18 protein-coding genes are annotated in these 24,620 nt (G+C 46.5%); 9 read left to right on the top strand and 9 right to left on the bottom strand.

Going from position 1 to position 24,620, the window contains the following annotated elements; translation table 11 throughout:
* Nucleotides 1–7: 7 nt before the first annotated feature.
* Entirely contained in the window at nucleotides 8–1,003 is a 996-nt protein-coding gene (locus QUA77_RS16930; RefSeq protein WP_333451351.1) for a pentapeptide repeat-containing protein, read from the bottom strand.
* Nucleotides 1,004–1,186: 183 nt separating this feature from the next.
* Nucleotides 1,187–2,878: a hypothetical protein gene (locus tag QUA77_RS16925; RefSeq protein ID WP_333451349.1), complete on the bottom strand. Its 1,692-nt coding sequence runs from the start codon at nucleotides 2,876–2,878 to the stop codon at nucleotides 1,187–1,189.
* 70 nt (nucleotides 2,879–2,948) lie between these two features.
* Between QUA77_RS16925 and QUA77_RS16920 the strand changes: the two genes are divergently transcribed.
* Nucleotides 2,949–4,448 (top strand): NAD(P)/FAD-dependent oxidoreductase, encoded by a 1,500-nt coding sequence (locus tag QUA77_RS16920; RefSeq protein WP_333451348.1) that lies wholly within the window; start codon nucleotides 2,949–2,951, stop codon nucleotides 4,446–4,448.
* A 471-nt stretch (nucleotides 4,449–4,919) separates the two neighbouring features.
* Here QUA77_RS16920 and QUA77_RS16915 read toward each other — a convergent pair whose 3' ends face one another.
* Nucleotides 4,920–5,930, bottom strand: coding sequence for a leucine-rich repeat domain-containing protein (locus QUA77_RS16915; RefSeq protein WP_333451346.1), 1,011 nt, complete (start codon nucleotides 5,928–5,930; stop codon nucleotides 4,920–4,922).
* Nucleotides 5,931–6,108: 178 nt separating this feature from the next.
* On the opposite strand from QUA77_RS16915, the gene QUA77_RS16910 reads away from it, so the two are divergent.
* Nucleotides 6,109–6,567 (top strand): ABA4-like family protein, encoded by a 459-nt coding sequence (locus tag QUA77_RS16910; protein WP_333451344.1) that lies wholly within the window; start codon nucleotides 6,109–6,111, stop codon nucleotides 6,565–6,567.
* A gap of 343 nt (nucleotides 6,568–6,910) precedes the next feature.
* Here QUA77_RS16910 and QUA77_RS16905 read toward each other — a convergent pair whose 3' ends face one another.
* Nucleotides 6,911–9,832, bottom strand: a complete 2,922-nt coding sequence (locus tag QUA77_RS16905) for a GAF domain-containing protein (RefSeq protein ID WP_333451342.1) — start codon at nucleotides 9,830–9,832, stop codon at nucleotides 6,911–6,913.
* 231 nt (nucleotides 9,833–10,063) lie between these two features.
* On the opposite strand from QUA77_RS16905, the gene QUA77_RS16900 reads away from it, so the two are divergent.
* Entirely contained in the window at nucleotides 10,064–11,224 is a 1,161-nt protein-coding gene (locus QUA77_RS16900) for a quinone-dependent dihydroorotate dehydrogenase (protein WP_333040167.1), read from the top strand.
* 385 nt (nucleotides 11,225–11,609) lie between these two features.
* Here the strand turns inward: QUA77_RS16900 and QUA77_RS16895 are convergent, their stop codons facing one another.
* Both QUA77_RS16895 and QUA77_RS16890 read right to left on the bottom strand, forming a co-directional pair.
* Complete coding sequence (locus QUA77_RS16895; protein WP_333451340.1) at nucleotides 11,610–13,061, bottom strand: anthranilate synthase component I; 1,452 nt, start codon at nucleotides 13,059–13,061, stop codon at nucleotides 11,610–11,612.
* Nucleotides 13,062–13,177: 116 nt separating this feature from the next.
* Complete coding sequence (locus QUA77_RS16890) at nucleotides 13,178–13,849, bottom strand: aminotransferase class IV (RefSeq protein WP_333451338.1); 672 nt, start codon at nucleotides 13,847–13,849, stop codon at nucleotides 13,178–13,180.
* Nucleotides 13,850–13,945: 96 nt separating this feature from the next.
* Here QUA77_RS16890 and QUA77_RS16885 point away from each other — a divergent pair, with 96 nt between their 5' ends.
* On the top strand, nucleotides 13,946–14,614 hold the full coding sequence (locus QUA77_RS16885; RefSeq protein ID WP_333040158.1) for an ElyC/SanA/YdcF family protein: 669 nt from the start codon (nucleotides 13,946–13,948) through the stop codon (nucleotides 14,612–14,614).
* Nucleotides 14,615–14,790: 176 nt separating this feature from the next.
* Here the strand turns inward: QUA77_RS16885 and QUA77_RS16880 are convergent, their stop codons facing one another.
* Entirely contained in the window at nucleotides 14,791–15,018 is a 228-nt protein-coding gene (locus tag QUA77_RS16880; protein ID WP_006635810.1) for a hypothetical protein, read from the bottom strand.
* 437 nt (nucleotides 15,019–15,455) lie between these two features.
* Between QUA77_RS16880 and QUA77_RS16875 the strand changes: the two genes are divergently transcribed.
* The 3 genes from QUA77_RS16875 (at nucleotide 15,456) to QUA77_RS16865 (ending at nucleotide 18,623) form a co-directional block, all read left to right on the top strand.
* A complete protein-coding gene (locus QUA77_RS16875) occupies nucleotides 15,456–16,094 on the top strand; it encodes a transaldolase family protein (protein ID WP_333040153.1) in 639 nt (212 codons plus the stop codon).
* A gap of 227 nt (nucleotides 16,095–16,321) precedes the next feature.
* Nucleotides 16,322–18,022 carry a calcium-binding protein gene (locus QUA77_RS16870; protein WP_333451335.1) on the top strand — a complete coding sequence of 567 codons (1,701 nt, stop codon included), beginning with the start codon at nucleotides 16,322–16,324 and terminating at the stop codon, nucleotides 18,020–18,022.
* Between the two features lie 49 nt (nucleotides 18,023–18,071).
* Complete coding sequence (locus tag QUA77_RS16865; RefSeq protein WP_333040150.1) at nucleotides 18,072–18,623, top strand: GUN4 domain-containing protein; 552 nt, start codon at nucleotides 18,072–18,074, stop codon at nucleotides 18,621–18,623.
* 105 nt (nucleotides 18,624–18,728) lie between these two features.
* On the opposite strand, the gene QUA77_RS16860 is transcribed toward QUA77_RS16865, so the two are convergent.
* Complete coding sequence (locus tag QUA77_RS16860; protein WP_333040148.1) at nucleotides 18,729–20,801, bottom strand: serine/threonine-protein kinase; 2,073 nt, start codon at nucleotides 20,799–20,801, stop codon at nucleotides 18,729–18,731.
* 1,117 nt (nucleotides 20,802–21,918) lie between these two features.
* Nucleotides 21,919–23,040 carry a calcium/proton exchanger gene (cax, locus tag QUA77_RS16855; RefSeq protein ID WP_333040146.1) on the bottom strand — a complete coding sequence of 374 codons (1,122 nt, stop codon included), beginning with the start codon at nucleotides 23,038–23,040 and terminating at the stop codon, nucleotides 21,919–21,921.
* Nucleotides 23,041–23,243: 203 nt separating this feature from the next.
* Here cax and QUA77_RS16850 point away from each other — a divergent pair, with 203 nt between their 5' ends.
* Entirely contained in the window at nucleotides 23,244–23,792 is a 549-nt protein-coding gene (locus tag QUA77_RS16850; RefSeq protein WP_333451333.1) for a GNAT family N-acetyltransferase, read from the top strand.
* A gap of 83 nt (nucleotides 23,793–23,875) precedes the next feature.
* Nucleotides 23,876–24,412 (top strand): GrpB family protein, encoded by a 537-nt coding sequence (locus QUA77_RS16845; protein ID WP_333451331.1) that lies wholly within the window; start codon nucleotides 23,876–23,878, stop codon nucleotides 24,410–24,412.
* Nucleotides 24,413–24,620: the final 208 nt, after the last annotated feature.

The following is a 24,620-nucleotide window of genomic DNA, read 5'->3' as shown; positions in this document are numbered from 1 at the left end:
TAAGTAATTACCCGTGCATTTCTCCATTCGGCATAATTGTACCGCGCCACTGAGCACCTGATAAATTAGCAGTGCTCAAATCTGCCCTAATCAAAGTTGTGCGGTGCAAAATTGCCTCCCGCAAATCTGTTCTAGCCAGGTAAGCATCAGTCATATCAGCTTCACTCAAATTTGCCTGATTAAAATTAGCTCGACTCAAATCAGCCCGCACCAAATTAGCTCGACTCAAGTCAGCCATGATTAAATTAGCATTGCTCAACTTTACATCAGTCATAAATGCACCGCGCAAATTAGCGCCAGCCAATTCAGCATCAAGTAACACAGCTCTTTCCAACTTAGCATTGGCCATTACAGCCCAGGAAAAATTTGTTTCTACCAAAGTTGCTTCAGTCAAAAATATGCCATCTAAAATAGCTTCGCTCAAGTTCGCCTGAGTCAGATTTGCTTCTCCCAGAAATGCTTCAGTCAAATTAGCGTGACTGAGATTAGCTTTAGTCAAATCTGCACCTTGCAAATTGACGCCCCGCAAATCTGCACCTTGCAAATTTGCACCCCGCAAATTTGCACCCTCAAAAAGCCGCAGCTCCTTCCGCAAATTTGCACCCCGCAAGCACGCACCGCGCAAATCTGCACCTTGCAAATTCACACCTCGCATATCTGCATCGCTCAAATTTGCATCAATAAAAACTGCCAAAGAGATGTTGGCTTTGCGAAAGTCTGCACCTTGCAAAGTCGCTCCGTGGAAGTCTGCATCGGACAAATTTGCTCCGCTCAAGTTTGCTTGATTTAAGTTAGCACCGCACAGCTTTGCATTAGTTAAATTTGCGCGCTGAAGGTTAATTCTGCTCAGGTACGACATCGCTAAGTTTGCACCCCAGAGGTCAGCACTGCTTAAATTGACGCCAATTAAATCGGCACCGCTCAGGTATACCCCTCTGAGATTCATACCTTGAAAATCTAGTTCTCCTGATGTATATCGCCTTAAAATTTCGCTAGCATTCATATCTGTTTTTGTTGTTAATTATGTACAATCTGCTATTTCTAGACTGCTTAAATTTCTGTTCGCGCAGGCGGACTTAGTTTTTGTAGGCCCAGACTTGAGTCTGAGAAATTTGATGAAATTTCTTGAATTTCAGTTGACGCAGGCCGACTTAGTTGGTGTAGCCTCAGACTTGAGTTGGGGCATTTAATGAGTTTGATTGACAAATTCTTGAGTCCAAAAGACTGTTTTGTTACCTAACTGTCGCCCGTGAATTTTCACATGAGTAAGATATTTGGATTTTAAGGTACACAGTTTTTTGTGAATGTATGTAGCTGTAGCCTGTTGGTTTGGTACTTCAGCAGACTCCAGAATAATATGGAGCCAACCGTCTTTAAATCCCGCTGTAGCAGCAATTCCTTTAGGCTGTAGCAATTGATTAATCAATTGGGCGATCGCCTTTGGTTTGCCTTGCTTTGCCATTTCCAAAAGCTGATACTGATTTGCTTTATGGCTAGAGTTTTCCTGCGGTATGTCTGAAATATTGTCATCCAGGTTGTCTGTGATTTCATAAGGATATTTACCGCTTTCTTTTGACTCCAATTCGATCAAGATTTCCAGCATTTTATCGGTAAACTTCTGAACTTTTCCTACATACTCTCTGAGATTTTTATATTTCCAGTACAAACGCTCCTCTGGACTTCCCGTAGAAAATTTTCCGTTCAAAGCAGCTTCTAACTTGGTAAATATATTTTCTATTTGCGCCGTTGCGGAGTTAGCACTTTGACTGACTAATTCTGTCATTTCTTCTTCCAATTCCAACTTGCGTTTGATGGAATCGCTAATATTTATAATAACAGGAGCCGCCGGTTCTAAAGTTTCGATAATAGTCGGCATTTCTGCAACTGGGAATGTTTCTACCATTTCCTGTCTGAAATCAGTAGCATAATTATGGCTGGTTTCGGGTTCTTTAAACTGTACATTTTCTGCAGTGTCCGGCACTAAGTAACTCTTTTGGGGGTCATAATGATAGTGAGGTGGAGCAGCTTGAAGGATGTGAGTAATCTCCCCTGGATCAAAATAATCGCTGCGCCTGTCCACCAGCTCGCTCTCTTCATAAACACTGTTGTTTAAATGTGTCTGATCGTAATCTTCACTAACTGAAGATTCGGCTTCATAGGATTCTTCCTGTTGCATTTTTGCGTAACAAGGATTCATCGCTTTGATGATTACGCTTGCAGCTTGGTCGTTTTCATCTCTGTTGTCGAGATTGCTAGCAGTTGTGTACAATCGAGATTCCAGTTCGGCTAGGCTGCCACAGACATTAAACAGTTGTCGCAGTAGATTGTCAAGTTCTTGAGTTTTCAGCATTAGCCAGTCGCGATCGCTAAAAGTAAACTCGTGATAAAGAGTAGAAAAAATTAGGATTTTCGCCCTCAGCGGATTTGTTTGCTGCAAAATTTTTTGTCTGACATCAAATAATTTGCCGGGGTTTCTTGCTCTTTCTTCGCTGCTGGGTACTTCCGAACTAAAGTGTTCTTCAAATGCGGGAGCTTCCTGACCGCCAAAACTAGATATGTTTATTTCTAATTTGGTGAAATCTTCAAATTCATACAGCCTGCTAAGTTGACAGACTATGAGGTCTGCTACTAAAGCATACTCGGTTTTTTTATTAACCTTAGAGACTATATTATTTAAAACTGCTTCAATATCTTCTAACCTGCTGTATTTGGCGCACAGCTCTTCAATTAAAAGCCTTACATCTGCGCTGGCGAGTTGGGCCGGATCGTTTTCCCAGGACTCTTTACAAGCAAAAAATATTATTTTTTTAATGCGCGAGAGATTCACGTCTTGTTCTAATTCGCGAACAACTTCATCTAAAATAGATAAAGCTTTCATAGTTTTCCTCCCATAAAAATACCCTGTCAACACTCAGCAAGAAATAATACAATTATACCACATTTGATAAATGCAAGACTTTGATGCGATCGTAATTGGCAGCGGTATTGGGGGCTTAGTCGCCGGCTCGATGCTAGCTCGCTACGGCAAGCGGGTGCTCGTCTGCGAGAGCCACATCATAGCGGGCGGGGCAGCTCACAGCTTTTCGCGCCGAGGATTTCACTTTGATTCGGGGCCTTCTTTTTATTGCGGTTTGACTGACTCCCGGTCGTTTAATCCTTTGCGGCAAGTTTTTGATGTTTTGGAGGAATCGATCGCAGCAATTTCCTACGATCCGCTGGGGCATTACCATTTTCCAGAGGGAAGTTTACCGATTTATGCTAATGCGAGAAGTTACTTAGATGCTGTAGCTAAGTTCGCACCGCAAGGTGCTGTAGAATTACAGCAATTTCAAAAAAACTTATTAGTTTTGTATGAAGCTTTGCGTGGAATTCCGGCTTTAGCGCTGAGATCCGACTGGCAGTTGATACCTGTTTTGCTGTCTCGGTACTCGCCTGCTTTGCTGAAGCTGTTGCCACTAGTAGGTGCGATCGCGGGTTCAGCCGGTTCATTGATGGATCGCGATGTGCGCGATCCTTGGGTGCGGCGTTTGATCGATTTGGAGTGCTTTTTGCTGTCGGGTTTGAAAGCGCACGGAACTGTCGCGCCGGAAATAGCTTTTATGATTGGCGAACGATCGCGCTGTGCGATCGAATATCCTGTAGGTGGCAGCGGTGCGATCGTCGATGCTTTAGTGAGAGGCTTGCAGCGCTGGGGAGGAAAATTGCGCCTGGGATCTCCCGTTGAGCAAATATTAGTTGAATCCGGCAAAACCACGGGCGTTCGCTTGAAAAATGGTGAAGTTATCCGCGCCCCAATTGTTATTTCAAATGCCACAATCTGGGATACTTATACAAAATTACTGCGACCTGAAGATTTGCCGGAAAGCTACCGAAAAAACGCTTTGTCGATGCCCGCAGTAGACAGTTTTATGCACCTGCATTTAGGAATTAAAGCCGAAGGACTCGAAGGTTTGACCGGCCACCACGTCGTCGTTCACGACAGCAAGATTGACATTACAGTACCCGGAAATACTTGCATGATTTCGATTCCTACAGTGTGGGATGCAACTCTGGCGCCGCCCGGACATCACGCCGTTCACGCTTACACATTGGAACCTTACGAAGGTTGGGAATATGGCGAATTGTATCAGCCGAAAAAGCAAGAGCGATCGCAATCTCTGTTTCAAGCTTTAGAAAAAATTATACCCGATTTGCGATCGCGGATAGTCTTAGAGTCGATCGGCACACCCCTAACCCACGCCCGATTTTTACGCCGATATCAAGGAACTTACGGGCCTGCAATTGCCGCCGGAAAAGGCACATTTCCCGGCCCACAAACACCAGTCAAAGGCTTGTATCGGGTGGGAGACAGCACCATGCCAGGAATTGGCGTCCCCGCCGTCGCAGCATCGGGTATTTTGTGCGCGAACACTTTGGTGAATTCGGATGTGACAGCACAATTTTTGTAAGTTATGGCAGAAGGAAGAAGGAAGTTCGGCAACGGATTCTGTAACGGATGTAACGGATAGAAGGAAGTTCGGCAACGGATTCTGTAACGGATGTAACGGATGTAACGGATGTAAAGGATAGAAGGAAGAAGGAAGAATGGAAATTAACTGGTTCCCTGCCTCTGGCTGGGAACCGAGCTCCAGAGGCTCTGCCTCGCTTGCAAAAAAACAGGAGGCAGAGCAATAGTGAAATGCGTTCCCAGCCAGAGGCAGGGTACGAGGAAAAAACTACTTTTTACAAAATCTGCCTGCTCCCAAAACTGATTACCCACCAGCGGCAAAAGCGCCCATAATTGCGATCGACAAAGCCAAACCTGGCAACAGCAGCAATCCTAACATCAAAGCATCGTGTCCGCTCATCACTTTCTCCTGATATTGACCTTAAACATTATACTCTATAAACTGCCATCTTGCCTCTGTCTTAATAATTAATTAAAACCGACATATAGATTCAGGATTGACAGGGCAAATTTTATTAACAATGGGATTCCCGCGCAAGTCCAGGGTAGTTAACTTTTGCAAAGATTGCAGGGAACTGATATCAGAGATTTGATTGTTGTACAAGTCTAGTAAAAATAAATTATTTAAAGCTTGCAGCGCGCTGGTATCCGAAATCGGGTTGTTGAACAGATAAAGTTCAGTCAAATTAGTTAACGATTTCAGCGGACTGATGTCGGATATTTGATTGTTACCGAGGTTGAGTTCAATTAAATTAGTGAGCGAGGTCAAAGGAGTAATATCTGATATTTGATTTTGGAATAAAACCAATTTATTTAAGTTAGTTAGAGCTTTCAAAGGAGTAATGTCAGATATTTCATTTCCGAAGAGAAACAGCGTAGTGAGATTTTTTAAGGAAGCCAGCGGGGTGATATCTGATATTTTATTATTGTAAAGGTAGAGTGTCTGGAGTTCAGTTAAATTTTCCAGAGGAGCGAGATCGGAAATTTGATTGTTGTAGAGAATCAGCGCGTTTAAGTTAGTTAAGTTTTTCACCGCAGTGATGTCGGAAATTTTGTTGTCAAACAAGACAAGTGCGGTAAGATTCGTTAGACCTGCTAGGGGGCTGATATCTGAGATTTGATTGGTATCGAGAACGAGTTGAGTCAGATTTATTAGAGATGAAAGCGGCCTGATATCTGATATTTGATTGACATCCATAATCAAAGTTTTCAGATTGGTTAAAGATTGCAGGGGAGCGAGGTCATATATTCGATTGCTGCCGAGGATAAGATTAGTAAGTTTAGTGAAAGATGAGAGGGGGCTGATATCGGAAATTTGAAGATTTTTGAGGTTAAGTTCTGTTGTATTAGAAAGCAGTGCGTTGGCTCGATCGCACTCGGTAGTGTCTGATATTTGCAACAGTATTTCTACCGTATGTTTGGCGTCGGGCGAGAGATTCTCTTTTTGCTGGCACCAATCGGGAAAGTTATTATAAGTTTTCATGGGCTGTGCTGCCTTAATCGATTTTAGATGGGAGATTTAAAATTTTAGATAAGTATAGCAATTCTATTTCATTTGTGAATGACATTTTTTTCGGATTTTGAGAAATTTCAGCAAAAATTGTGTAAAGTAATCTTAACATCCTTAATTGAATTGCATTCGCAGGAGCCAAGAGCCAACTATGACACCAGAACTAATTTTTAATGTCGGTAATCTGTTCGTTGTGCCTTTCTGGGCAATTATGATTTTATTGCCCAACTGGGGAATTACCCGAAAAGTGATGAATTCCTTTATTCCGTTTGCGATGCTCGCCGTTTTGTACATATATTTGTTTGGTAGCAGTCTGACTGCGGAAAATGCGGCTGCTTTGTCGAATCCTAAGTTAGCAGATATTGCTAAGTTTCTGGGGGAAGAAACGGCGGCTGCTACGGGATGGATACATTTTTTAGTGATGGACTTGTTTGTCGGGCGCTGGATTTATTGGGAAGGACAGCGGACAGGAGTTTGGACGGTTCATTCTTTGGCTTTGTGTTTTTTTGCTGGGCCGATGGGATTGCTTTCTCATATTGTAACGGCTTGGATTACTCAAAGGTTTTTCCCGAGTTCTGAGGCGGCGGAAACTGTTACTTCATCGGTTTAGGCAGAGGGTTTTTAATACCTTGGATGTTAGATCGCATCCGGTTGCATCGGAATGATTAAACCGCGAAGGCGCAAAGGACGCGAAGGAAGAGAAAGAAGAAGATGCGGTTATTCCTTCGCGCTATGAGCGTCTTCGCGGTTCATTTAATCTTACGACCTAACAGAACTCGATATAATACAAGTCCGAATCAAACAAAGTTGATATCAATCATCCACTCTTGGACGCAGAACCTAATTATGTAGCGTGCACCTGAAGCACTTTACCGCTAAAAGTTGGATAGGGGCTGGTTTATAAGTACCTCGTATGTGAATTGCAGATAGGGTGAACTCGCCCGTACAGAATTTTAAGAATTGGCTAGGGGCAGCACTAAACGAGCCACAATTAAATTGTTTTCTAACATTTCTATAGAAAAGTTTCCTCCCATTAAGCGTACCGCTCGCTGACAAATTAAGAGATTTTGGACGATCGACCTATTGGAACTAGAAACGGCTAATATGTCCGGCCCGGAACCGCCGTTGAAGGCAGCAATTAACTGTCGATCGCACGCGCCGCTATCGATCACAGACAATTCTAGCCAACCTTCCCCCAACAACTGAGAGCGAATCTCAATCTTGGCGCCAACAGCAGAGCGCCTGCAAGCCGCCGCCAGCAATTCGCACAGTATCAAATCGAGCTTGATGCTGTCCCCGCGAACGCTCAAAGTCTGGCCCGCCGGCATCGACACAGCAGTTTCTCTGTGTACTTCCAGCAAGACTTGCGACTGTTTGACCAAGGAAGCCGTTCGATCGAGCGATCGCCTCAGCCAAGCGCTCACAGGCACCGCATCTTGTGCGAATTGCAGCCGCCAATGTTCCTGTTTCAGCAGCAAATGAGTTGACCCCAAAGCATTGCCCATTTGCCGCAAAACCTGTTGGTAGCGCAAAGTTTTCAGAGCATCCTTTTGTTCCTTCACTGACTGGAAAATCGACTGACTCAACTCCCCCAACTCCTTCACCCCCGCTCCCACAGTGCGGTAAAACTCCTCAAAACGGCGCTGTTTGTACCAGTTGAGCAGCTCCAGATCCAATCGCTGCGACTCGCTTGCCGATTGCACCGCCAAATACCTGTGCCACCAAGCCAACTGAGACGCCATCGAGCTGAGTAAACTCACCGACAACTCCGACCACTGGCGGCCCGGAGCGTCCGCAGCCACCACAATGCCCGCCGGAGCGTGTTCTGGGGCAGTCCGCAGCGCCACCGTCAGAATCTCGCCAATTCCCGGACTGCGGAGCCACCGCTTCGTCGCCAGCGGCAGTTGGCTCGTGCTCTGTTGCAGCACGCCCGCTTCTGCCAGGGTTTGTTGGATCAAGGCATCTGTTCGGACAGGAATCACCGCCTCGGGATTGAGGGCAAATACCGGATTGGCAGCTACCGTCGCCACGATGGAACCTTCCTCCTGACCCGGATTCCAAGTAATTACGGCGACTAAAGGACAGGAAAGTGTTTGGGAAACGTGTTGAGCAAAGTTACGATCGAGCTTTTGTAGCGGCAACTCTGGGAACATCGTCGGTGAAGCAGCAGATATCTCTTGCTCAGATTGCTCATCAGGAGAATGGTGCAAAACCGCCAAACCCGATTTGAGCAATCGCTCAAATTGCTGATATTTGTCGATTTCCACACTCTGCTGCCAGGAGTGCAGGATCAATCCTAGCTGTTGGCCCACTAGCCGAACTAATTCTTGCTCAGATCGCCTCCAAGTGCGAGTTGCATTGTGTCCGACAACCAGCAAACCCTCGATCGATTTTCGATTGGCGATTTTCGATTTTAGATTGGGGTTTTCTCCCTCTTTGTTTTTCCCCCTCGTGGTCGATGCCAAAAGCGATCGCACCCCCGCCTCCCCCAACACTTCCCGCCAAGCGCTCAACCGCCCGTCTTCCTCCCAATTTTCAATAGCCACAGGTTCGCTTTCTTGCAACAGCCCCACGTCAGCCACATCGAGGGCGTTGAGCGGCGACGGCACTGACCTGCGGTTGCGTGGCAGATTTTGGCAGACAATTTCAAAGCGATTTTGTTCTTCGCCGTACAGCAGCAGCAAAAAGTATTCGCATTTGAGCCGCTCGCACAACTGTTCGGCGGTATTTTTTAAAGTCGCCTCCCAGTCAGCATCGCTGTAGATGGCGCGAGCTATTCCGGCAGTTAAATCTCGATCGATCTCAATTTGCTGAATTTTCTCCTCCATCTCCGACACAGGAGCCGTCAGAGCCACTAACTGCGCCACTCCCCGCAGGTAATGTTTTTCATTGTCTTGCCAAATCCGGGGCTCGCCGGCTTCGACTGCCAAAAATCCCAACAATTCCCCTTCCGAAACAATCGGCGCAGCCAACAGAGAGCGAGCGCGGATTTGCTGCATCAACCGCCCCGTCAGCTCAGTTTTCAGAGAACTTTGAGATTCACCGATCCAAACCATTTCTTCCCTGCCCAAAGCCTGATAAAATTCGCCCAAGTCTTGAACGGTGATGCCTGAAGCCGCTCGGCTCGGCCCGCCCAAACCCGGAGCAACTTCGCGGTTGCTGACTCGGCGCCAAAAATAGCGCCGCTCTCGCTCGAACCAATAAACATTGGTGCGCGTCGGCTCGATAAATTCATGAGTTTGTTCGACCACCGCTTGCAAGTATTGGTCGAGCGATCGCAGTTCCCCCAACTGCGAAATCAGCGCTAAAAGAGACTCATCTGGGTGTTTGACTTGTTGTCGCTGCCAGTCTTTTTCTATTTGGTAAAGAGCAGTTGCCAGCGCTCCAAATACGATCGCCAACTGCGTTTTTTCCCCCGACTTTGGCGACGCTCCCCACAGGTCAGTCCCGAGCAAAATCACGCCGTAACAGCGGTCTTTGTAGCGGAGGGGAAACAGAGTCGTGCCTTGAATATTGAAAGTTTGAGCTGCTTTGCGCCATTCTCCGGCTCTACTTTCCGATCGCAAATCCGGAACTCCCACCGGCCGGAGCTGAATCACCACTTGTTCGAGCAAATCCCCCGGACTGAGGGCAAACCGCTGTTTGAGAAAAGACAGGTCGCCGTTAGGAGTTATGCCACCTTTGCCGAACAATCTGTGGGCTTGTCGATCGTACAACCCGATCCAAATCAACGGCCAGTCAAATTCAGTTTGCAAGTAACCGAGTGTGGTCGAAAGTAGCACTTCCACATTCTCCTCTTCTCGGAGAGTCTGGAGAACGCGCTCTAGGGTCGCGATTTGTTCGTCTAAATCCTTTGGTCTTTGCTGCTGCCCCATTTCCAAGCTTCCCCGCACATTTATCTAATTTAAAATTACCAACTTAAAAATTCAAAAAATTAAATTGCAAAAGAATCAACTTATAATATAATCGTCTCACTTATCCTTGAATCTAAAACATTGGATACAGTCGAGCGAAGTTGAAGTAAAAACTTCGCCTTCACTGTCTGCTCCTGAATATTTTTATTTCCCTTCTCATTTCTAATTTGTAAATTGCCCCAGTACAAATCATTGGATATTTATCAATCAAGTGTACGCCCGCTGTTGTTTTCCGTATTGAAAACCGATGCCGAGTGGCTGCACAACCGCACTCTCCAAGTTCTCGAACTCGCAGCCAGAACTCAGTCAAACCCCGCAACCCGCCAAATGCTCTGGCGATTGCAGAAATCTTTGGGAGTCCAAGATTCTCGCCTCGAACAATCTTTGTGGGGACTGAGCTTTAACAATCCTGTCGGCTTAGCCGCCGGATTTGATAAAAACGGCGTAGCTGCCGATATTTGGGCAAATTTTGGCTTTGGCTTTGCCGAACTCGGCACTGTCACTTGTCAACCGCAGCCGGGAAACCCCCAACCTCGCTTGTTTCGCTTGACGGAGGACAGTGCAGCCCTCAACCGCATGGGATTTAACAATCAAGGAGCCGCGGCAATGGCCGCCCGGTTTCAGGCAGCACAGAAACAGTCAAAATTCGATGCCTCGCGCCCCATGCCTCAGTCTCGGTTCCCCTTGGGCATCAATCTGGGTAAATCTAAGGTAACACCGTTAGAGCAGGCCGCAGCCGACTATTTGGAGAGTTTTAAGCTGCTGAAAGATTGGGGCGACTATTTTGTAGTGAACGTTTCCTCTCCGAATACGCCGGGGTTGCGATCGCTCCAAGATGCTGCTGGGCTAAGCACAATTTTGGAAATTTTGCAACAAGAAAATCAGGGAAGCAAGCCAATTTTAGTCAAGATTGCGCCGGATTTGGAGTCGGAGGCGATCGTATCAATCCTCGACTTAGCAAAAACCTACCAACTAGCAGGAATTATCGCCACAAATACCACCATCCGCCGCGATGGATTGAAAACACAAATATTGCGAGAAACAGGCAAACCAATCGCCGAAGAAGCCGGGGGAATTAGCGGGCTTCCAGTGCGGGAGCGATCGACAGAAGTAATCCGATTTATCTGGCAATATACAAAAGGCGAATTACCCATAATTGGAGTTGGTGGCATTTTCACCGCCGAAGATGCTTGGGAGAAAATAGCCGCCGGTGCGAGTTTAATTCAAGTCTACACCGGTTGGGTTTACGAAGGCCCTTGGATGGTGCGCCGGATTCTCCAAGGTTTGCTGCAAAAGTTAGAAGAAGGCGGATTTAGTTCTATTTCTGAGGCAGTAGGTTCGGACAATCAATAGACATACGAGGGAAAAGCAAGTTTTGGGCAGGCATCCTGCCTGCCCCACAAGAATTGTTGAAGAAGTCTAATAAATTCTTGCAGGAATCAGCCATTGAGGGGCTTTGTTAATTGCTTGTACTTTTCCTTTCCGATCGTGATAGTGAGCTTATCCAACAGCTAACCAGCTTTGGCAGTCTCGTCTAATATCCATGAGTTCACCCAGAATCTGACTCACAGTGCGATCGCTAAAAAAACTATCAGGCAACACCATACCAACAGTTCCCTAACATTAATACTACAAGAAATCTTTTGTTTTCGAGCGATTTATATCAGCATTACCTCAAAACTAAATCCGCGCTCAAAATCTTCAACAAGATTAACAATTCGATTTATCTAATACGCATCTAATCAAATATTTCCGCTAATTTCAAAGCATTAACTTGAGCTTGAGCTTTCTGCAGCGACTCCTGCCATTCCCTTTCGGGGTCGCTATCAGCAACAATCCCCGCACCCACTTGTCCCCAAACAACTCCCCCGGTCGTACCGTCACTTTTTGGTGCATATAAAAGGGTGCGAATCAAAATATTTAAATCCAGGTTGCCGCGCCAGTCCAAATAACCGCAGGAACCGTAAAATAAATTGCGCTTCACGGGTTCCAATTCTTCGATGATTTCCAGACAGCGCACTTTCGGACAACCTGTAATCGTACCGCCCGGAAATACCCCTCGAATCAAGTCGATCGCGTCGCAATCTCCTCTTAATGTACCGATAACATTACTGACGAGGTGCATCACGTGACTGTAGCGTTCAATGGTCAGAAATTCGTTAACTTTTACCGAACCCCATTCACACACCCTCCCGATATCGTTGCGTTCTAAGTCAACTAACATAATATGTTCGGCTCTTTCTTTGATATTCTCTATTAATTCCTGTGCTAACTTCTCATCTTGAATGCAGGTTAAACCTCGCGGTCTCGTTCCCGCGATCGGTCTAGTATCCACTTTTTTTCCTAATAATTGAACGAGTCTTTCCGGGGAACAACTAACTATCGCCCCCCACGGAGTTTGCCAATAACTTGCAAAAGGCGAAGGATTGATACGTTGCAAAGCGCGGTAAATTGACCAACTACTGTAATCTGTACGGGCTTCAAACCGCAGAGATAAATTAGCCTGAAAAATATCGCCCGCATGAATATACTTCTGAGCTTTTTGCACTATTTCTTTATACTCACTCTGAGAGAGTTGAAAAATAGGAGTAAGGGAATTTTGTTGATAAGTTTCCGGTAAATTATTCTCGATTATTTCTCGATCTGTTTGCTCTACTTGATGCTGCATAACATCGAGGTGAGAAGGTTGACTCGCAGCCAACCATAGAATTTGCGTTTGATGGTCTAAAACCGCAAAAGATTCTGGTTCGTACCAACAGCTAACCGGGAAAGGAAGCGGATCGGTATTGAGTTGGGGCAGGTGTTCGATTTCCCATGCTAAATCATAACCCAGCCATCCCAACCAACCCCCAGTAAAAGGAATTTCCGGCGGTACATTCACTGCTAAATTTTGCTTTTGATGGTCCAAAAGAGCGCGCAAAAAAGGTAAAATTTCACCGACTGGCGGTGTCCATAGCTGAGATTGACCGTCAATTATCCGGGGAGAACCTGCACAAATAGAATATCGTGCCAATTTAGTAGAAGATGTAACTGGACTTTCTAGCAGAACCGCCATATCGCGGGGGAAACAATCATATATTGAGCTTGCATTGTGGGCATTTTGACCGAGAAATAAAGTTTGAAAAATCTCAGATCCGCTGCGCTGATTTAGGGGAAGCTTTCGCCAATGCCAAGGTTGTATTTGTTTCATAATAAATTGCACTATGGTTAACACTTTCAGGACTTACGCTACGAGTCAAGTTTGACACTATCTGTAGTAGTAAGGTGCACAGTTCGCACCTACTAAAATCGATTGAAAGCGTTATATCAGCGATTACTGACAACTTTCCAAACATCTCGGGTTGCTTCTTTTTTGAGGCGTATCCAACCCCTAACGGAGTTAATGAGAAATAGAGTTTTGGTACTGCACAAATCCTCTAAGGTAATTAATTCTTCTCTAATTTTTCCCTCCTCTAAAAGTTGAGAACGAAACGTCCCCGGTAATAAACCGCACTTGACGGGAGGTGTGATTAGACCTGCGGGTGTATCGATCGCGATATTGGCGATCGTAGATTCGGTGATAACTCCATCTTGATTCCACAGAAAGACATCCTGATATTCGGGCTGCGACTCCAAAGCCATTGTATAAGGCAATCGGTAAGTTGTCTTGTGGTAAAGAAATGGGTTTTGAGAATCGATCGGTTGGCGGGCAATTCCCACAGATGCACCGATTTTTAAGATACCGCTATCTAGTGTCTGAGCTTGTAATGTTATGTTTCCCTCACAAGATATTGTTAACCGTATTTTTTGTTTGACTGACCCGCAAGTCATACTTAATGCTTGTAAAGCTTTGCTTGCTTCTGTTAGCGATAGGGGAAAATTAAAATAATCAGCCGAACGCTCTAATCTTTGAAGATGTCTGTCTAGCAAAAAATAGCCGTTTTTGGGTTCCCATAAAAGTGATTCCAGCAATTCAAATTTTTGCTGTTGTTGAATCATATTTTTGTCAATATAATGTAAATGAGGTAACTTGACAATTTTTCGACCCGCGAAGGTTCCGGTTGGTGTAATTATATAGGAAGTTAACTTGAATTTATGTTGCCTAAATCCTTTAGATTTCAATGGCGGCTTGCCATCGGGCTGTTAATATTAACCTCAGCGATCACACCCCTAGCACTCAACTACTACGTCCGACTTGTTACCCGCAACTACCGCCACAGCGATATAGCTAACGTGCCGGCAGAACCGATTGCTATAGTTTTTGGTGCCGGACTTTGGGAAGACGGCACTCCAAGCCCCATGTTAGCCGATCGAGTCCAAGCAGGCGTCGAGTTGTACAAAGCGGGGCGAGTGGACAAACTTTTGATGACAGGAGACAATAGCAGCGTCGATTACAACGAAGTCCAAGCAATGCAGGACTACGCCGCAGCCCAGGGCGTACCGACTAATAATATCATTCTCGATTATGCCGGATTTAGCACCTATGAAAGTTGCTACCGGGCGAAAGAGATTTTTGGCATAACCCAGGCTGTTTTAGTTACCCAAAACTTTCACTTAGCCCGCGCTGTTTATACCTGCCGCCAGTTGGGCGTAGAGGCGATCGGTTTAGGAACGCCGGATTGGGGCAAATTTCGCCAAAAGGGCATGATTCGCTACAGTTTCCGCGAATTTTTGGCCGTCCTCAAAGCGCTTTGGGAAGTGCGCGTTACCCGTCCAGAACCGACTTTTTTGGGGCCGTTTGAAGGAATTAAAGAAAAGTTATGAGTGCTTTGTTGAAAACTTTAGTCCTTGCTTTAAGGACTAAAGCCTTCACTAAAAACGAGTTTTCCTACAACTAACCGGACATCATCTAAGTCCGGGAGTTGTAAGTTTTGAGCTAAACAAAACTTACAACACAACTCACAAATCATAACTCGCCCGTTGCGGTAGTGTTCCATAACTTACTCGCGTTTGGAAAGCCCCGCCAGCGACCAAGTTAGGCTCACCATCATTAAGCGGCCTAGAGCCTTCAAACGGTCTTCGGCGTTATTTTCAACCGTTTGAGACAGAGTTTCAGACTTAAGATTTATCGAGAATTCTTCAGCGGTTTCTGCTGACTTTTCCAACTGAGGTTGTTCAGAAGATGTCTCAAGGCTGACTTGTGGCTGCTGATTTTTTTCTTCGGTCATTTTCTGAGTCACCTCCTGGAGTTATTGCATACATAACCCTTACTACAAATGTAATTTCTTTGTATCCGGGATTTTGGGAGTCAAGTTTTTCTTACCCGAGAATCGCAGTTACCAACTGACTTAAAAGTTTTGATTTCAGTTGTTAGCTATCTTAAATAGCACTTAGCCAATTTTCCTCAGAAAGCCGATTTATTCACAGATAGGTCGTCCTCTACCAATTTTTTGTAATAAACGGGCTTTCGGAGCCTAAGTCCTGTTAAATTCAAAACTCACGCGCTACTACGGATGATGCACATCACTGAAGTGTTATATTTACTTAACAGTAATATTTCCGAGATTCTGATATTGTTAAAGATTAACAATTAATTTCGCTCGGATTTATATCAATCTGCAAGCAACCGTCTGGGAAATATTAACAAACTGAAGGTGTAGAGCCGATGGCAATTTATGTTGATACTGCAATTGTAGCGGAAGCCGCACGGGCAAGCAAGTTCGGATGGATAGCGGGAATTACTACTAATCCGACACTTTTGGCAAAAAGCGAGTTATCTCCTGAGCAAACCCTTAAACAACTGGCACAACTGATTCCTGGGGAAGTGTATTATCAGCTAATGGCATCTGATGTTGATGGCATGGTAGCAGAAGGAAAAGCCGCTTTTGAATTAATTGGACAGCAAACAGTTTTGAAAGTTCCAGCAACGGCTGCGGGTTTCCAAGCAGTCGCGCATTTATCACCGGAAATTCCTTGTGCGGTGACGGCGATATACAGCGCATCACAAGCAGTTGTCTCAGCAGAAGCAGGGGCTAAATATGCGATCGCCTACGTGAATCGCGCCACCCGATTGTTGGGAGACGGTTTTGCCTTAGTGCGGGATATGGCAAATGTGTTGCACAGAACTAATACTGAAATTTTGGCAGCTAGCATTAAATCGCCGGAAGAAGCGGTAAAGACTTTATTAGCTGGAGCACATCATTTGACATTGCCTTTTGATGTATTGCAGGCGATCGCAGTTCACGAATTGTCCCAGCAAACAGTTGATGAATTTGCCAAAAACGGGCGGGGAATTAGTTATTAGATGTTGCAATAGATAAAACTTCATTAATTCTGGAGCAAGTATCATTCGCTCGCTGACTGCATATGAGTTTGGCTATTTTGTCTACTCTTGGTAACATTTGTTGATAAATATGACTTTTATGAAGTCAAGGTTATGGATTTTATGAATTGACTTTGAAATCTGCTTATTGAATAATGTCAATCAACCGCACGGGAGCTCCAAACTTATACTCTTAAATGTCAGGGCTTATGACTATTACTCGCGTCTCAGTTGACTCAGCAGGCAATCAGGCGAACAATGGCTCCGGCGATCCCTCCATCTCCGGTGACGGGAGGTTTGTGGCGTTTGCATCTCGTGCCCCCAATCTCGTGCCGGGAGACAGTAACGCTAGCCTCGACATCTTCGTGCGCGACTTATTAACGAACACCACCACGCGCGTCTCTGTGGATGCAGCAGGCAATCCGGGGAACGGCGAATCCTACGTCCCCTCCATCTCCGGCGACGGGAGGTTTGTGGTGTTTGCATCTGATGCAGCCAACCTAGTACCGGGAGACACTAATGGCAGCCGAGATATTTTCGTGCGCGACACGCGCTCCAACACCACCACCCGCCTCTCTGTTGACTCAGCAGGCAATCAGGGGAATGGTATCTCCAACCCCCCCTTGAGCAAGCCCTCCATCTCGGCAGACGGGCGGTTTGTGGCGTTTGTATCGACAGCATCCAACCTCGTGTCGGGGGATACCAACATTAGGGACGACATCTTCGTGCGCGACACGCTCGCCAATACCACCACCCGCGTCTCTGTAGATTCAGCAGGCAATCAGGGGAACAACAATTCCATCTCTACCTCCATCTCAGCCGATGGGCGGTTTGTGGCGTTTTCGTCTGATGCCACCAACCTCGTGCCGGGAGACACTAACAGTAGCACCGACATCTTCGTGCGCGACTTATTAACCAATACCATCACCCGCGCCTCTGTTGACTCAGCAGGCAATCAGGGGAACGGGTTGTCTGGCTTCCCCTCCATCTCGGCAGACGGGCGGTTTGTGGCGTTTTCGTCTATAGCAGCCAACCTAGTACCGGGAGACACTAACAATAACACCGACATCTTTGTGCGGGACTTGTCAACCAATACCACCACCCGCGTCTCTGTTAACTCAGCAGGTAATCAGGCGAACAATAATTCCTTCGCGATTGCCTCTATTTCCGACGACGGGCGGTTTGTAGCATTTAATTCTGCTGCCACCAACCTCGTGCCTGGTGACACTAACGGTAGTCGCGACATCTTCGTGCGCGACACGCGCGCCAACACAACCACCCGCGTCTCAGTTGACTCAGCAGGCAACCAGGGGAACGACATCTCCTTCTCTACCTCCATCTCGACCAACGGGCGGTTTGTGGCGTTTGATTCTAGTGCCACCAACCTCGTGCCGGGAGATACCAACAACACCACCGACATCTTCGTTTCTGACACTGGCAACACTTCAGGCGACATCAATAACCCTCCAAACGTCATCAACGGCACGAACGGCAACGACAACCTGACAGGCACGAACGGCAACGACACCATCAACGGTTTGGCAGGCGATGACGTGCTGAGTGGTTTGCGGGCCAACGATATCATCAATGGTGGCGACGGCAGCGATAACCTGTCTGGGGGAAAAGGTTTTGACACCCTCAACGGTGGTTTGGGAAACGATAATCTTGTCGGTGGCGCGGGCAACGATGTATTTGTTTTAGGTGCGGGATTGGGAGTTGATACAATCTCTGATTTCGCCAACTCTCAAGATACCATTCAATTAATCAATGGCTTGACTTTCGGACAGCTATCAATTTCCCCTGGAACTAACGGCACATTAATTAGAGTTGCCAGCAGCGGTGAAGTTTTAGCTACTTTGACAGGCGTTGCTCCCAATTTTATTGGCTCTGAAGATTTCATCTCAGTCTAGAGATGGTAAACTGGTCATTTGTTAAATCACTGTTACTCAGAAAAACATCATGATTAAACTTGGCAAACTATCCCTCGCATTAGTAGGCACATTTATTGCAGTTTTGCAACCAGCATTTACCGCTAATTCACAAGAAAGCAACAGCGAATTTAGCAAACTTCAATCTTTATTAGAAGCCAAAAAATGGTACGAAGCAGATCAAGAAACAGTGTCTCTGATCCGCAACAACTCCGCCAATCTGTCTTGTCCGAACCTCCGGGCGATCGATGGGATGTGGATGCAATCGAGCAATGGCAAATATGGATTGACTCCGCAGTTAGAGATTTGGCAGAAAGTCGGCGGTTCTAACTGTCGAACTTGCGAAGGTCAAATTAAAGAATTTAGCAAGCAAGTAGGATGGAACATGAGCTCGCAAGTAAGTCCTATACCAGGGGAGTTTCCAGCCCAGTATCCAACTGTTGCTTCATTAAGTTGGCAAAGTTATGTTGACAGCGATAAAAGCATAACTAGGTACAGTCTTTTTGCGGGCGCGCAGACATGGCAAGCGTGGAGAGTTACAGAATTTAACCTGTTTTCTACTTTTGCCAATTGCGGCAAGTAACAGTTGTAGGACGGGCAATGCCCAGACTTCCACGTCGGAGTCGGGATGGGATTTCTCGATCGCCTCGACTCTTCAATCTAAAATCTAAAATCTAAAATAGTAGGACTATGGCATTCGCCAAATCTTAATAGTGCGATCGGGACTGCCGGTCACAAAAGTCTTGCTATCTCTGGCAGCAATAGCAACAGAACTCACAAACTGAGTGTGACCAGAAAGAGTGCTTCTTTCTTTTCCCGTCTTCAAATCCCAAACTATAATATTTCCGCCCCCGCTGATCAAAGTCCGGCTGTCCGGGCTAAAGGCGATCGTCCTCACCGAGCTCGAATGCCCTTTAAAAGTGCGGGTGCGCTTCCCGTCTTGCACGTTCGACAATACGATCCGTTTGTCGGTGCTAGCACTAGCCACAATTTTCCCGTTCGGGCTAAAAGCCACAGCAGTAACCGGGCCCCCGTGCCCTGTGATAATTCTTCTGACTTCTCCGGTGCTGAGATTCCACAAACGCAGAGTCTTGTCCTCGCTGCCGCTAGCCAGAGTTTTACCGTCCCGGCTCAAAGCGATGGCATTTACTCCTCCGGCGTGGCCGCTCAAAGTCCGCAACCGGCTGCCGGTTCTGACATTCCACAAGCGAATAGTTTTGTCATCGCTGCCGCTAGCCAGAGTTTGACCGTCCCTGCTAAAAGCGATCGCGTTGACGGCGGCTGTGTGAGCGGGAATCGTCCGCATCCGTCGCCCCCTCTTCAAATCCCAGAGGATCACATTCTTGTCCCCGCCGCCGCTGGCCAAAATCGAGCTGTCCGGGCTCACCGCCAGCGTGTTGACCGATTTTTTAGAATGCACCGAATTGAGAGTCCGCACCAGGCCTCCCGTCCTCACATTCCAAATTTTAATCGTCCCAAAGCTTGAACTCACCAAAGTTTGACCGTCAGGCGACAGGGCGAGCGCATTTACACCCTCGACATTATTTAAACTTTTTTGCAAAAACTTACTGCTAGGTAAAGTAGAAAGCAGCCACACCGGGTTTGCCGGAAACACCCCGTAACGCATCGACCCGTAAATTTGAGACCCCCCAATACCCAGCATCAAAACAGCAGTGCCCGCCAGCAACTTCTTTTTCCAATCAAAAACATCTTTCTCCGCCTTTTTCAATCCCGAATTCAGAGGTCTGAGGCGGTTTACAGAAGTCTGCTTCTTCACATCAGGCGTCCCGGAAGTTGCGCGAAGTTTAGTTTGCCCCGTCGTCGGCAACTGAGTAGGCAACTGACTTTCCGCGCCGTCGAGATTAATTTCCTCCAAGCACTGCAAAACCATCTGCGGGCTTTGAGGTCGATTTCCCGGAAAAGGCGCCATCAGATAATCGATTACATTAGCCACGGCGTCGGAAACCTGAGGAGCTCCTTTGCGCCACATTAATCTGCCCGTGCGCGGGTTCTCTGGAAACGCAGTCGGTGGCTTTCCAGTCAGCAAATAAACAAAAGTGCGGCCCAGAGCAAAAAAATCTGACTGCGGAACAGCCTTGCCATTAGTTTGTTCCGGCGGCGTGTAGCCCGGGGAAACAATACCGGTCACATTTTGCCCCTGGCCCACCTTAGCGAAATAAGTCGCCGACACTTCCCGAGCAGTCCCGAAGTCAATCAGCACTAACTGCCCGTTTGGCTTGCACATAATATTGTGCGGCTTGATATCCCGATGGAAATAGTTGAGGCGGTGAACTTGGTCTAAAATTTCCGACAGTTGTTTGAGCCAGTTCACAGCTTGTTCTTGACTGATGGGGCGGCCCCGATGTTTCAGCCAGTCTTGCAAATTGGCCCCAGCAATTTTCTCCATCACCAGACAGTGAAAAGACTCTGTGCTGTGAGCGGGCGTAAATGTAAAATAACCGTCGCGATCGACTTTTGGAATACCTGGATGTCTTAGCCTGACCAACACGTCGGCTTCTTGCTTAAACAGTTCTACAGCTTTGGGATGTTCTTTGAGCAGGACTTTGAGCACTCTTCGGGCGCCGTTGTCGTCCACTTCAAATGTTCTGCCAAAGCCGCCGCCTCCGAGAGGCGCGACTAGCCGATATCGACCTTGCAACAAAAGTTCAGACCCGCAGTGGATACACACGGATTTGCCAGAGTTGGCTGGATCGGAGGGATTCGGACATTTGGGATTGAGGCAATAACTCACAGAAGCCACATAACCCTGATTGAGGTTGCTCTATCAAGTTTTACTTTGACACTGCTATACAAAACTTGGCTAAACTTATCTAAGCTTCACCATTCAACTAGAAGTATTTTCTAGAGGGTCTGATTCCTGCTTCTGCCAAGAGAGTCGGCTCTTACTTGTCCACAGGCGTAAATTCGGGTGGAGCAGCACCCTATTTTTGAAGTCTGTACAACTATTTATTATTGTGGAAGCTTTTAGCCATTGTTTAACCATTATTTTCAACCAATTTAACGAATCGTGGTATCCCGTTCGACCTTTTTATAGGCTGGTCAGTTTTAAATCGACCCTCGTTTACTCTTCCAGAAAATTTTTCCTGCAGATTTTGGGCATTATTCTGAGAATGTTGCACAAAAATGTGCCTCTGTCAATATGCTTGTGATCGGCAGCTCGGAGGAAGTTTAATCAAGTATTAAGCGATTAGATTAACCTCTGTGCACTCTTGGTGAGTGAGATTTTTGATTCAGCTTGCGTTACTTGCCTTGACAAGATGACTCAAGCCGAATTAGAGGTGTCCTCTGTAAAATCGTTAATTGCGGTATGGCATACCGTATTTAATTAATCCTCTTTATCTAGTTCGGTTTTTGTTCAAATATGAGTTTTCCTAGACGGCAACACCGTGTTTGTGGGACGACGTACTCAACAATAAGAGTACGAGGTTTTACGTTGTCTAGTCAGACTCAATTTTCAACTTATGACGATCGTAGCACACCTAGTAAAAGACTCATGAGCACCCTTGATTGAAATCTTGCAGCTTCTCTGAAGTCAAGGGAGGCTTTAGTCTCGCTTGACTTGAGCATCCCGTGTTTTTGTATAACCTGTGGCAGTGCGCTCTAACGATGATCGGGTTGATGCCAAAGGTTTTGTTGTTTGTCACAGCCGATCAAGGTCACAAATCCCTGATCACAGCACATAATGTACAAACACACCAGAACTAATAACGAGAGAGCAGCCACATTTCAATTGTACGATCGCAACCACCACTCTCGAACAAAGAAGTGAGAGTAGGGAAGTGGGGGAGTGGGGCAGTGAAAAAATCTGCCTTCTTCCCTCTTCCCTCTTCCCTCTTCCTTCAACAGAAGAAAGCCTGTTAAACAAGTCCCTCAATTACCGGATGGAAGTAGAACGCCAGCGCCAAAACCGTATAAGCTGCCAACAGCAAAGTACCTTCGAGCCAGTTAGAGTTGCCGTCAGAACTGATAGAATTGGCGATCAGCACCGACACCGCAACCGCTACAAGTTCAAAGGGGTTGAAATTCAAGTCCATCGGTTTGCCCAAGACAAAACCTGCCAAAACCAACACCGGGGCAACAAACAAAGCAATTTGCAAACTCGAACCCACGGCCACAGAAACCGACAAATCCATTTTATTTTTCATCGCCACCGTCACCGCTGTCGTATGTTCGGCCGCATTACCAATAATTGGCACTAAAATCACCCCGGTAAACAGTGATGTCAGCCCCAAACGCGCCGTCGCTTCTTCGAGAGTACCCACCAACAGTTCCGACTCGACAGCTACCATCAGGGTACAGGCCAACAGCACCCCAATCCACAGCGGCAGATTGACTTTGTGGTCAGGACTGTCTGGTGCTAAGTTACTTTCGGCTAATTCTTCAAGCATTTCTATTTCTGCCACCCCTGCATCGTACAGATAACTGTGGGTTTTCATCGAAAACAGCAGCGTCAGCACGTAGACGACAATCAGCACTACAGCAACAGCGCTAGAGAGGTTCTGCATAGTTGCCGGAGGGATGCCAATAGAAGTGGCATTAACTGCTGTTGGCACCAAAATGGCAATCACGGCTAAGTTCATCGCTGAAGCATTCAAGCGGGCGACTGTCGGCTGAAAATCTTGTTCTTTGTAGCGCAAGCCGCCCAGCAGCATCGCCAATCCCATCACCAGCAGCAGGTTGCTCATAATTGAACCGGTGATGCTGGCCTTGACAACATCTATTAGTCCGGCGTTGAGGGCGACGATGCCGATAATCAGTTCCGTAGCATTTCCGAAGGTAGCGTTCAGCAAACCCCCCAAATTGGCACCGAGGACGACGGCGATTTCTTCGGTGGCCGTCCCCATCCAGGCGGCTAGAGGGATGATGGCTAAAGCCGAGGTGATGAAGATTGTGGAGGATTCCCAGCCGAGAAAGTGTCCGGCGATGGAAACCGGGATAAATAACAGCAGACTGGAAATTATTGTATTTGTGTTTAGCATTTAGATTCTCAAAAGCTGCCAACCGTCAATCATAGCCTGCCACAATGTTTAACAAAGGGGGAGGGTTCGATATTTGGATGTGGGCTTAAAGCTGGGGGTGGGCGATCCTCTTCGAGGGCTTCGCCGCTAACGGGCGATCGCTACATTGCCGCTTTCACGGATGTGACAAACTAAGAGAGCGATTTGTTTAGCCGATCGGTTCAATGGATTTTTGTATTCGATTAGCTTCCTTAGAAGACATTCCTAAGCTGACAACTTTAATTCCTGGTTCTGCCAGAGCTTTGCAAGCAGGCTACTATAGTTCAGAGCAGATTGAAGGCGCACTCGGCAAAGTTTTTGGGGTTGATACTCAACTGATTCTAGACCAAACATACTTTGTTGCTGAGAACAATCACCAAATTGTTGGTTGCGGTGGTTGGAGTAAGCGTAAAACGCTTTATGGAGGTGATTCAGGCAAAAATAATCCAGAAGAGGGCCTGCTCAACCCAGACAGCGACTCGGCAAAGATTCGTGCATTCTTTATTCATCCAGCCTGGCCACGTCGAGGAATTGGAAGTCAGATTATGCGAGTATGTGAACTGGCTGCTGAGCGTGCTGGATTTAAGCAAGTTGAGATGATTGCGACGCTAGCGGGAGAGCCATTTTACACAAAATTTGACTATCAGGCGATCGAGCGGTTTGAAATTTCTCTCCCAAACAGTCACTTCCTCCCCGTTGTCCGTATGTTTAAGAGCTTTGGGTGCAGCCCGTAAAATATGAGGCATCATAAAATCAGTTTCGGTTAAATGCGATGGTAAATCAATGAGATAACAAAAAAAGCACATAATTATCAGCCATGTCAAGAAAACTAGATTTTTTCAAAGTAGAAGTCGTCCCGCACGATCCAAATTGGCGCAGCGCCTTTGAAACTGAGTCGAAACTGATTGCACTTGCACTTAAGGAAAATGTGGTTGCTATACATCACATTGGTAGCACAGCGATTCCACAAATTCATGCAAAGCCGATCATCGATATGCTAGTTGAGGTTAAAGATATTCTTAAAATCGATACACATAGTTCAGAAATGGAGGCATTAGGTTATGAAGCAATGGGTGAGTTTGGGATATCCGGTCGTCGTTTTTTTCGCAAGGGTAATGAAGCAGGGATTAGAACCCACCACCTTCACGGATTTGAAGTGAACTCAGCGCAGATAGAGCGCCATTTAGCGTTTCGAGATTATATGATTTCCCATCCTGATGACGCGCAGCAATACAGCGAACTAAAGAGAAAACTTGCCCAAAAATACCCTGATAATATTCAAGGGTACATGGACGGAAAAGATGGTTTCATTAAAGCAATGGATCTGAATGCGGCTAATACCAATTTTTTATGAGGCCCCGTAGAATCCGATCCCCCCTAGCCCTCCGTGTCCGGGGGGGACAAGAGTCCGATCTTTCGTCCCCCGACTATCAGGGAGATGCGAGGGGGATCGAGATATGTGCCACTTCACATTAAATTGGTATTACAATAGTCCGGACAGTTTTTAAGCAGCCAAAGTACCATAAGACAAGACTGAAGGAAGGTTAGGGTGATTTAAAATC

Source organism: Microcoleus sp. K5-D4, from assembly GCF_036704575.1.
Taxonomy (GTDB): Bacteria; Cyanobacteriota; Cyanobacteriia; order Cyanobacteriales; family Microcoleaceae; genus Microcoleus.
The sequence above is the reverse complement of the archived record's forward strand: the minus strand, read 5'-3'. Positions and strand labels throughout refer to the sequence as shown.

Excerpts from the sequence above, each read along its gene's own strand:
- QUA77_RS16930 (WP_333451351.1), bottom strand. The coding sequence starts at position 1,003 with ATGAATGCTAGCGAAATTTTAAGGCGATATACATCAGGAGAACTAGAT.
- QUA77_RS16925 (WP_333451349.1), bottom strand. The coding sequence starts at position 2,878 with ATGAAAGCTTTATCTATTTTAGATGAAGTTGTTCGCGAATTAGAACAA.
- QUA77_RS16920 (WP_333451348.1), top strand. The coding sequence starts at position 2,949 with ATGCAAGACTTTGATGCGATCGTAATTGGCAGCGGTATTGGGGGCTTA.
- QUA77_RS16915 (WP_333451346.1), bottom strand. The coding sequence starts at position 5,930 with ATGAAAACTTATAATAACTTTCCCGATTGGTGCCAGCAAAAAGAGAAT.
- QUA77_RS16910 (WP_333451344.1), top strand. The coding sequence starts at position 6,109 with ATGACACCAGAACTAATTTTTAATGTCGGTAATCTGTTCGTTGTGCCT.
- QUA77_RS16905 (WP_333451342.1), bottom strand. The coding sequence starts at position 9,832 with ATGGGGCAGCAGCAAAGACCAAAGGATTTAGACGAACAAATCGCGACC.
- QUA77_RS16895 (WP_333451340.1), bottom strand. The coding sequence starts at position 13,061 with ATGAAACAAATACAACCTTGGCATTGGCGAAAGCTTCCCCTAAATCAG.
- QUA77_RS16890 (WP_333451338.1), bottom strand. The coding sequence starts at position 13,849 with ATGATTCAACAACAGCAAAAATTTGAATTGCTGGAATCACTTTTATGG.
- QUA77_RS16885 (WP_333040158.1), top strand. The coding sequence starts at position 13,946 with ATGTTGCCTAAATCCTTTAGATTTCAATGGCGGCTTGCCATCGGGCTG.
- QUA77_RS16880 (WP_006635810.1), bottom strand. The coding sequence starts at position 15,018 with ATGACCGAAGAAAAAAATCAGCAGCCACAAGTCAGCCTTGAGACATCT.
- QUA77_RS16875 (WP_333040153.1), top strand. The coding sequence starts at position 15,456 with ATGGCAATTTATGTTGATACTGCAATTGTAGCGGAAGCCGCACGGGCA.
- QUA77_RS16870 (WP_333451335.1), top strand. The coding sequence starts at position 16,322 with ATGACTATTACTCGCGTCTCAGTTGACTCAGCAGGCAATCAGGCGAAC.
- QUA77_RS16865 (WP_333040150.1), top strand. The coding sequence starts at position 18,072 with ATGATTAAACTTGGCAAACTATCCCTCGCATTAGTAGGCACATTTATT.
- cax (WP_333040146.1), bottom strand. The coding sequence starts at position 23,040 with ATGCTAAACACAAATACAATAATTTCCAGTCTGCTGTTATTTATCCCG.
- QUA77_RS16850 (WP_333451333.1), top strand. The coding sequence starts at position 23,244 with ATGGATTTTTGTATTCGATTAGCTTCCTTAGAAGACATTCCTAAGCTG.
- QUA77_RS16845 (WP_333451331.1), top strand. The coding sequence starts at position 23,876 with ATGTCAAGAAAACTAGATTTTTTCAAAGTAGAAGTCGTCCCGCACGAT.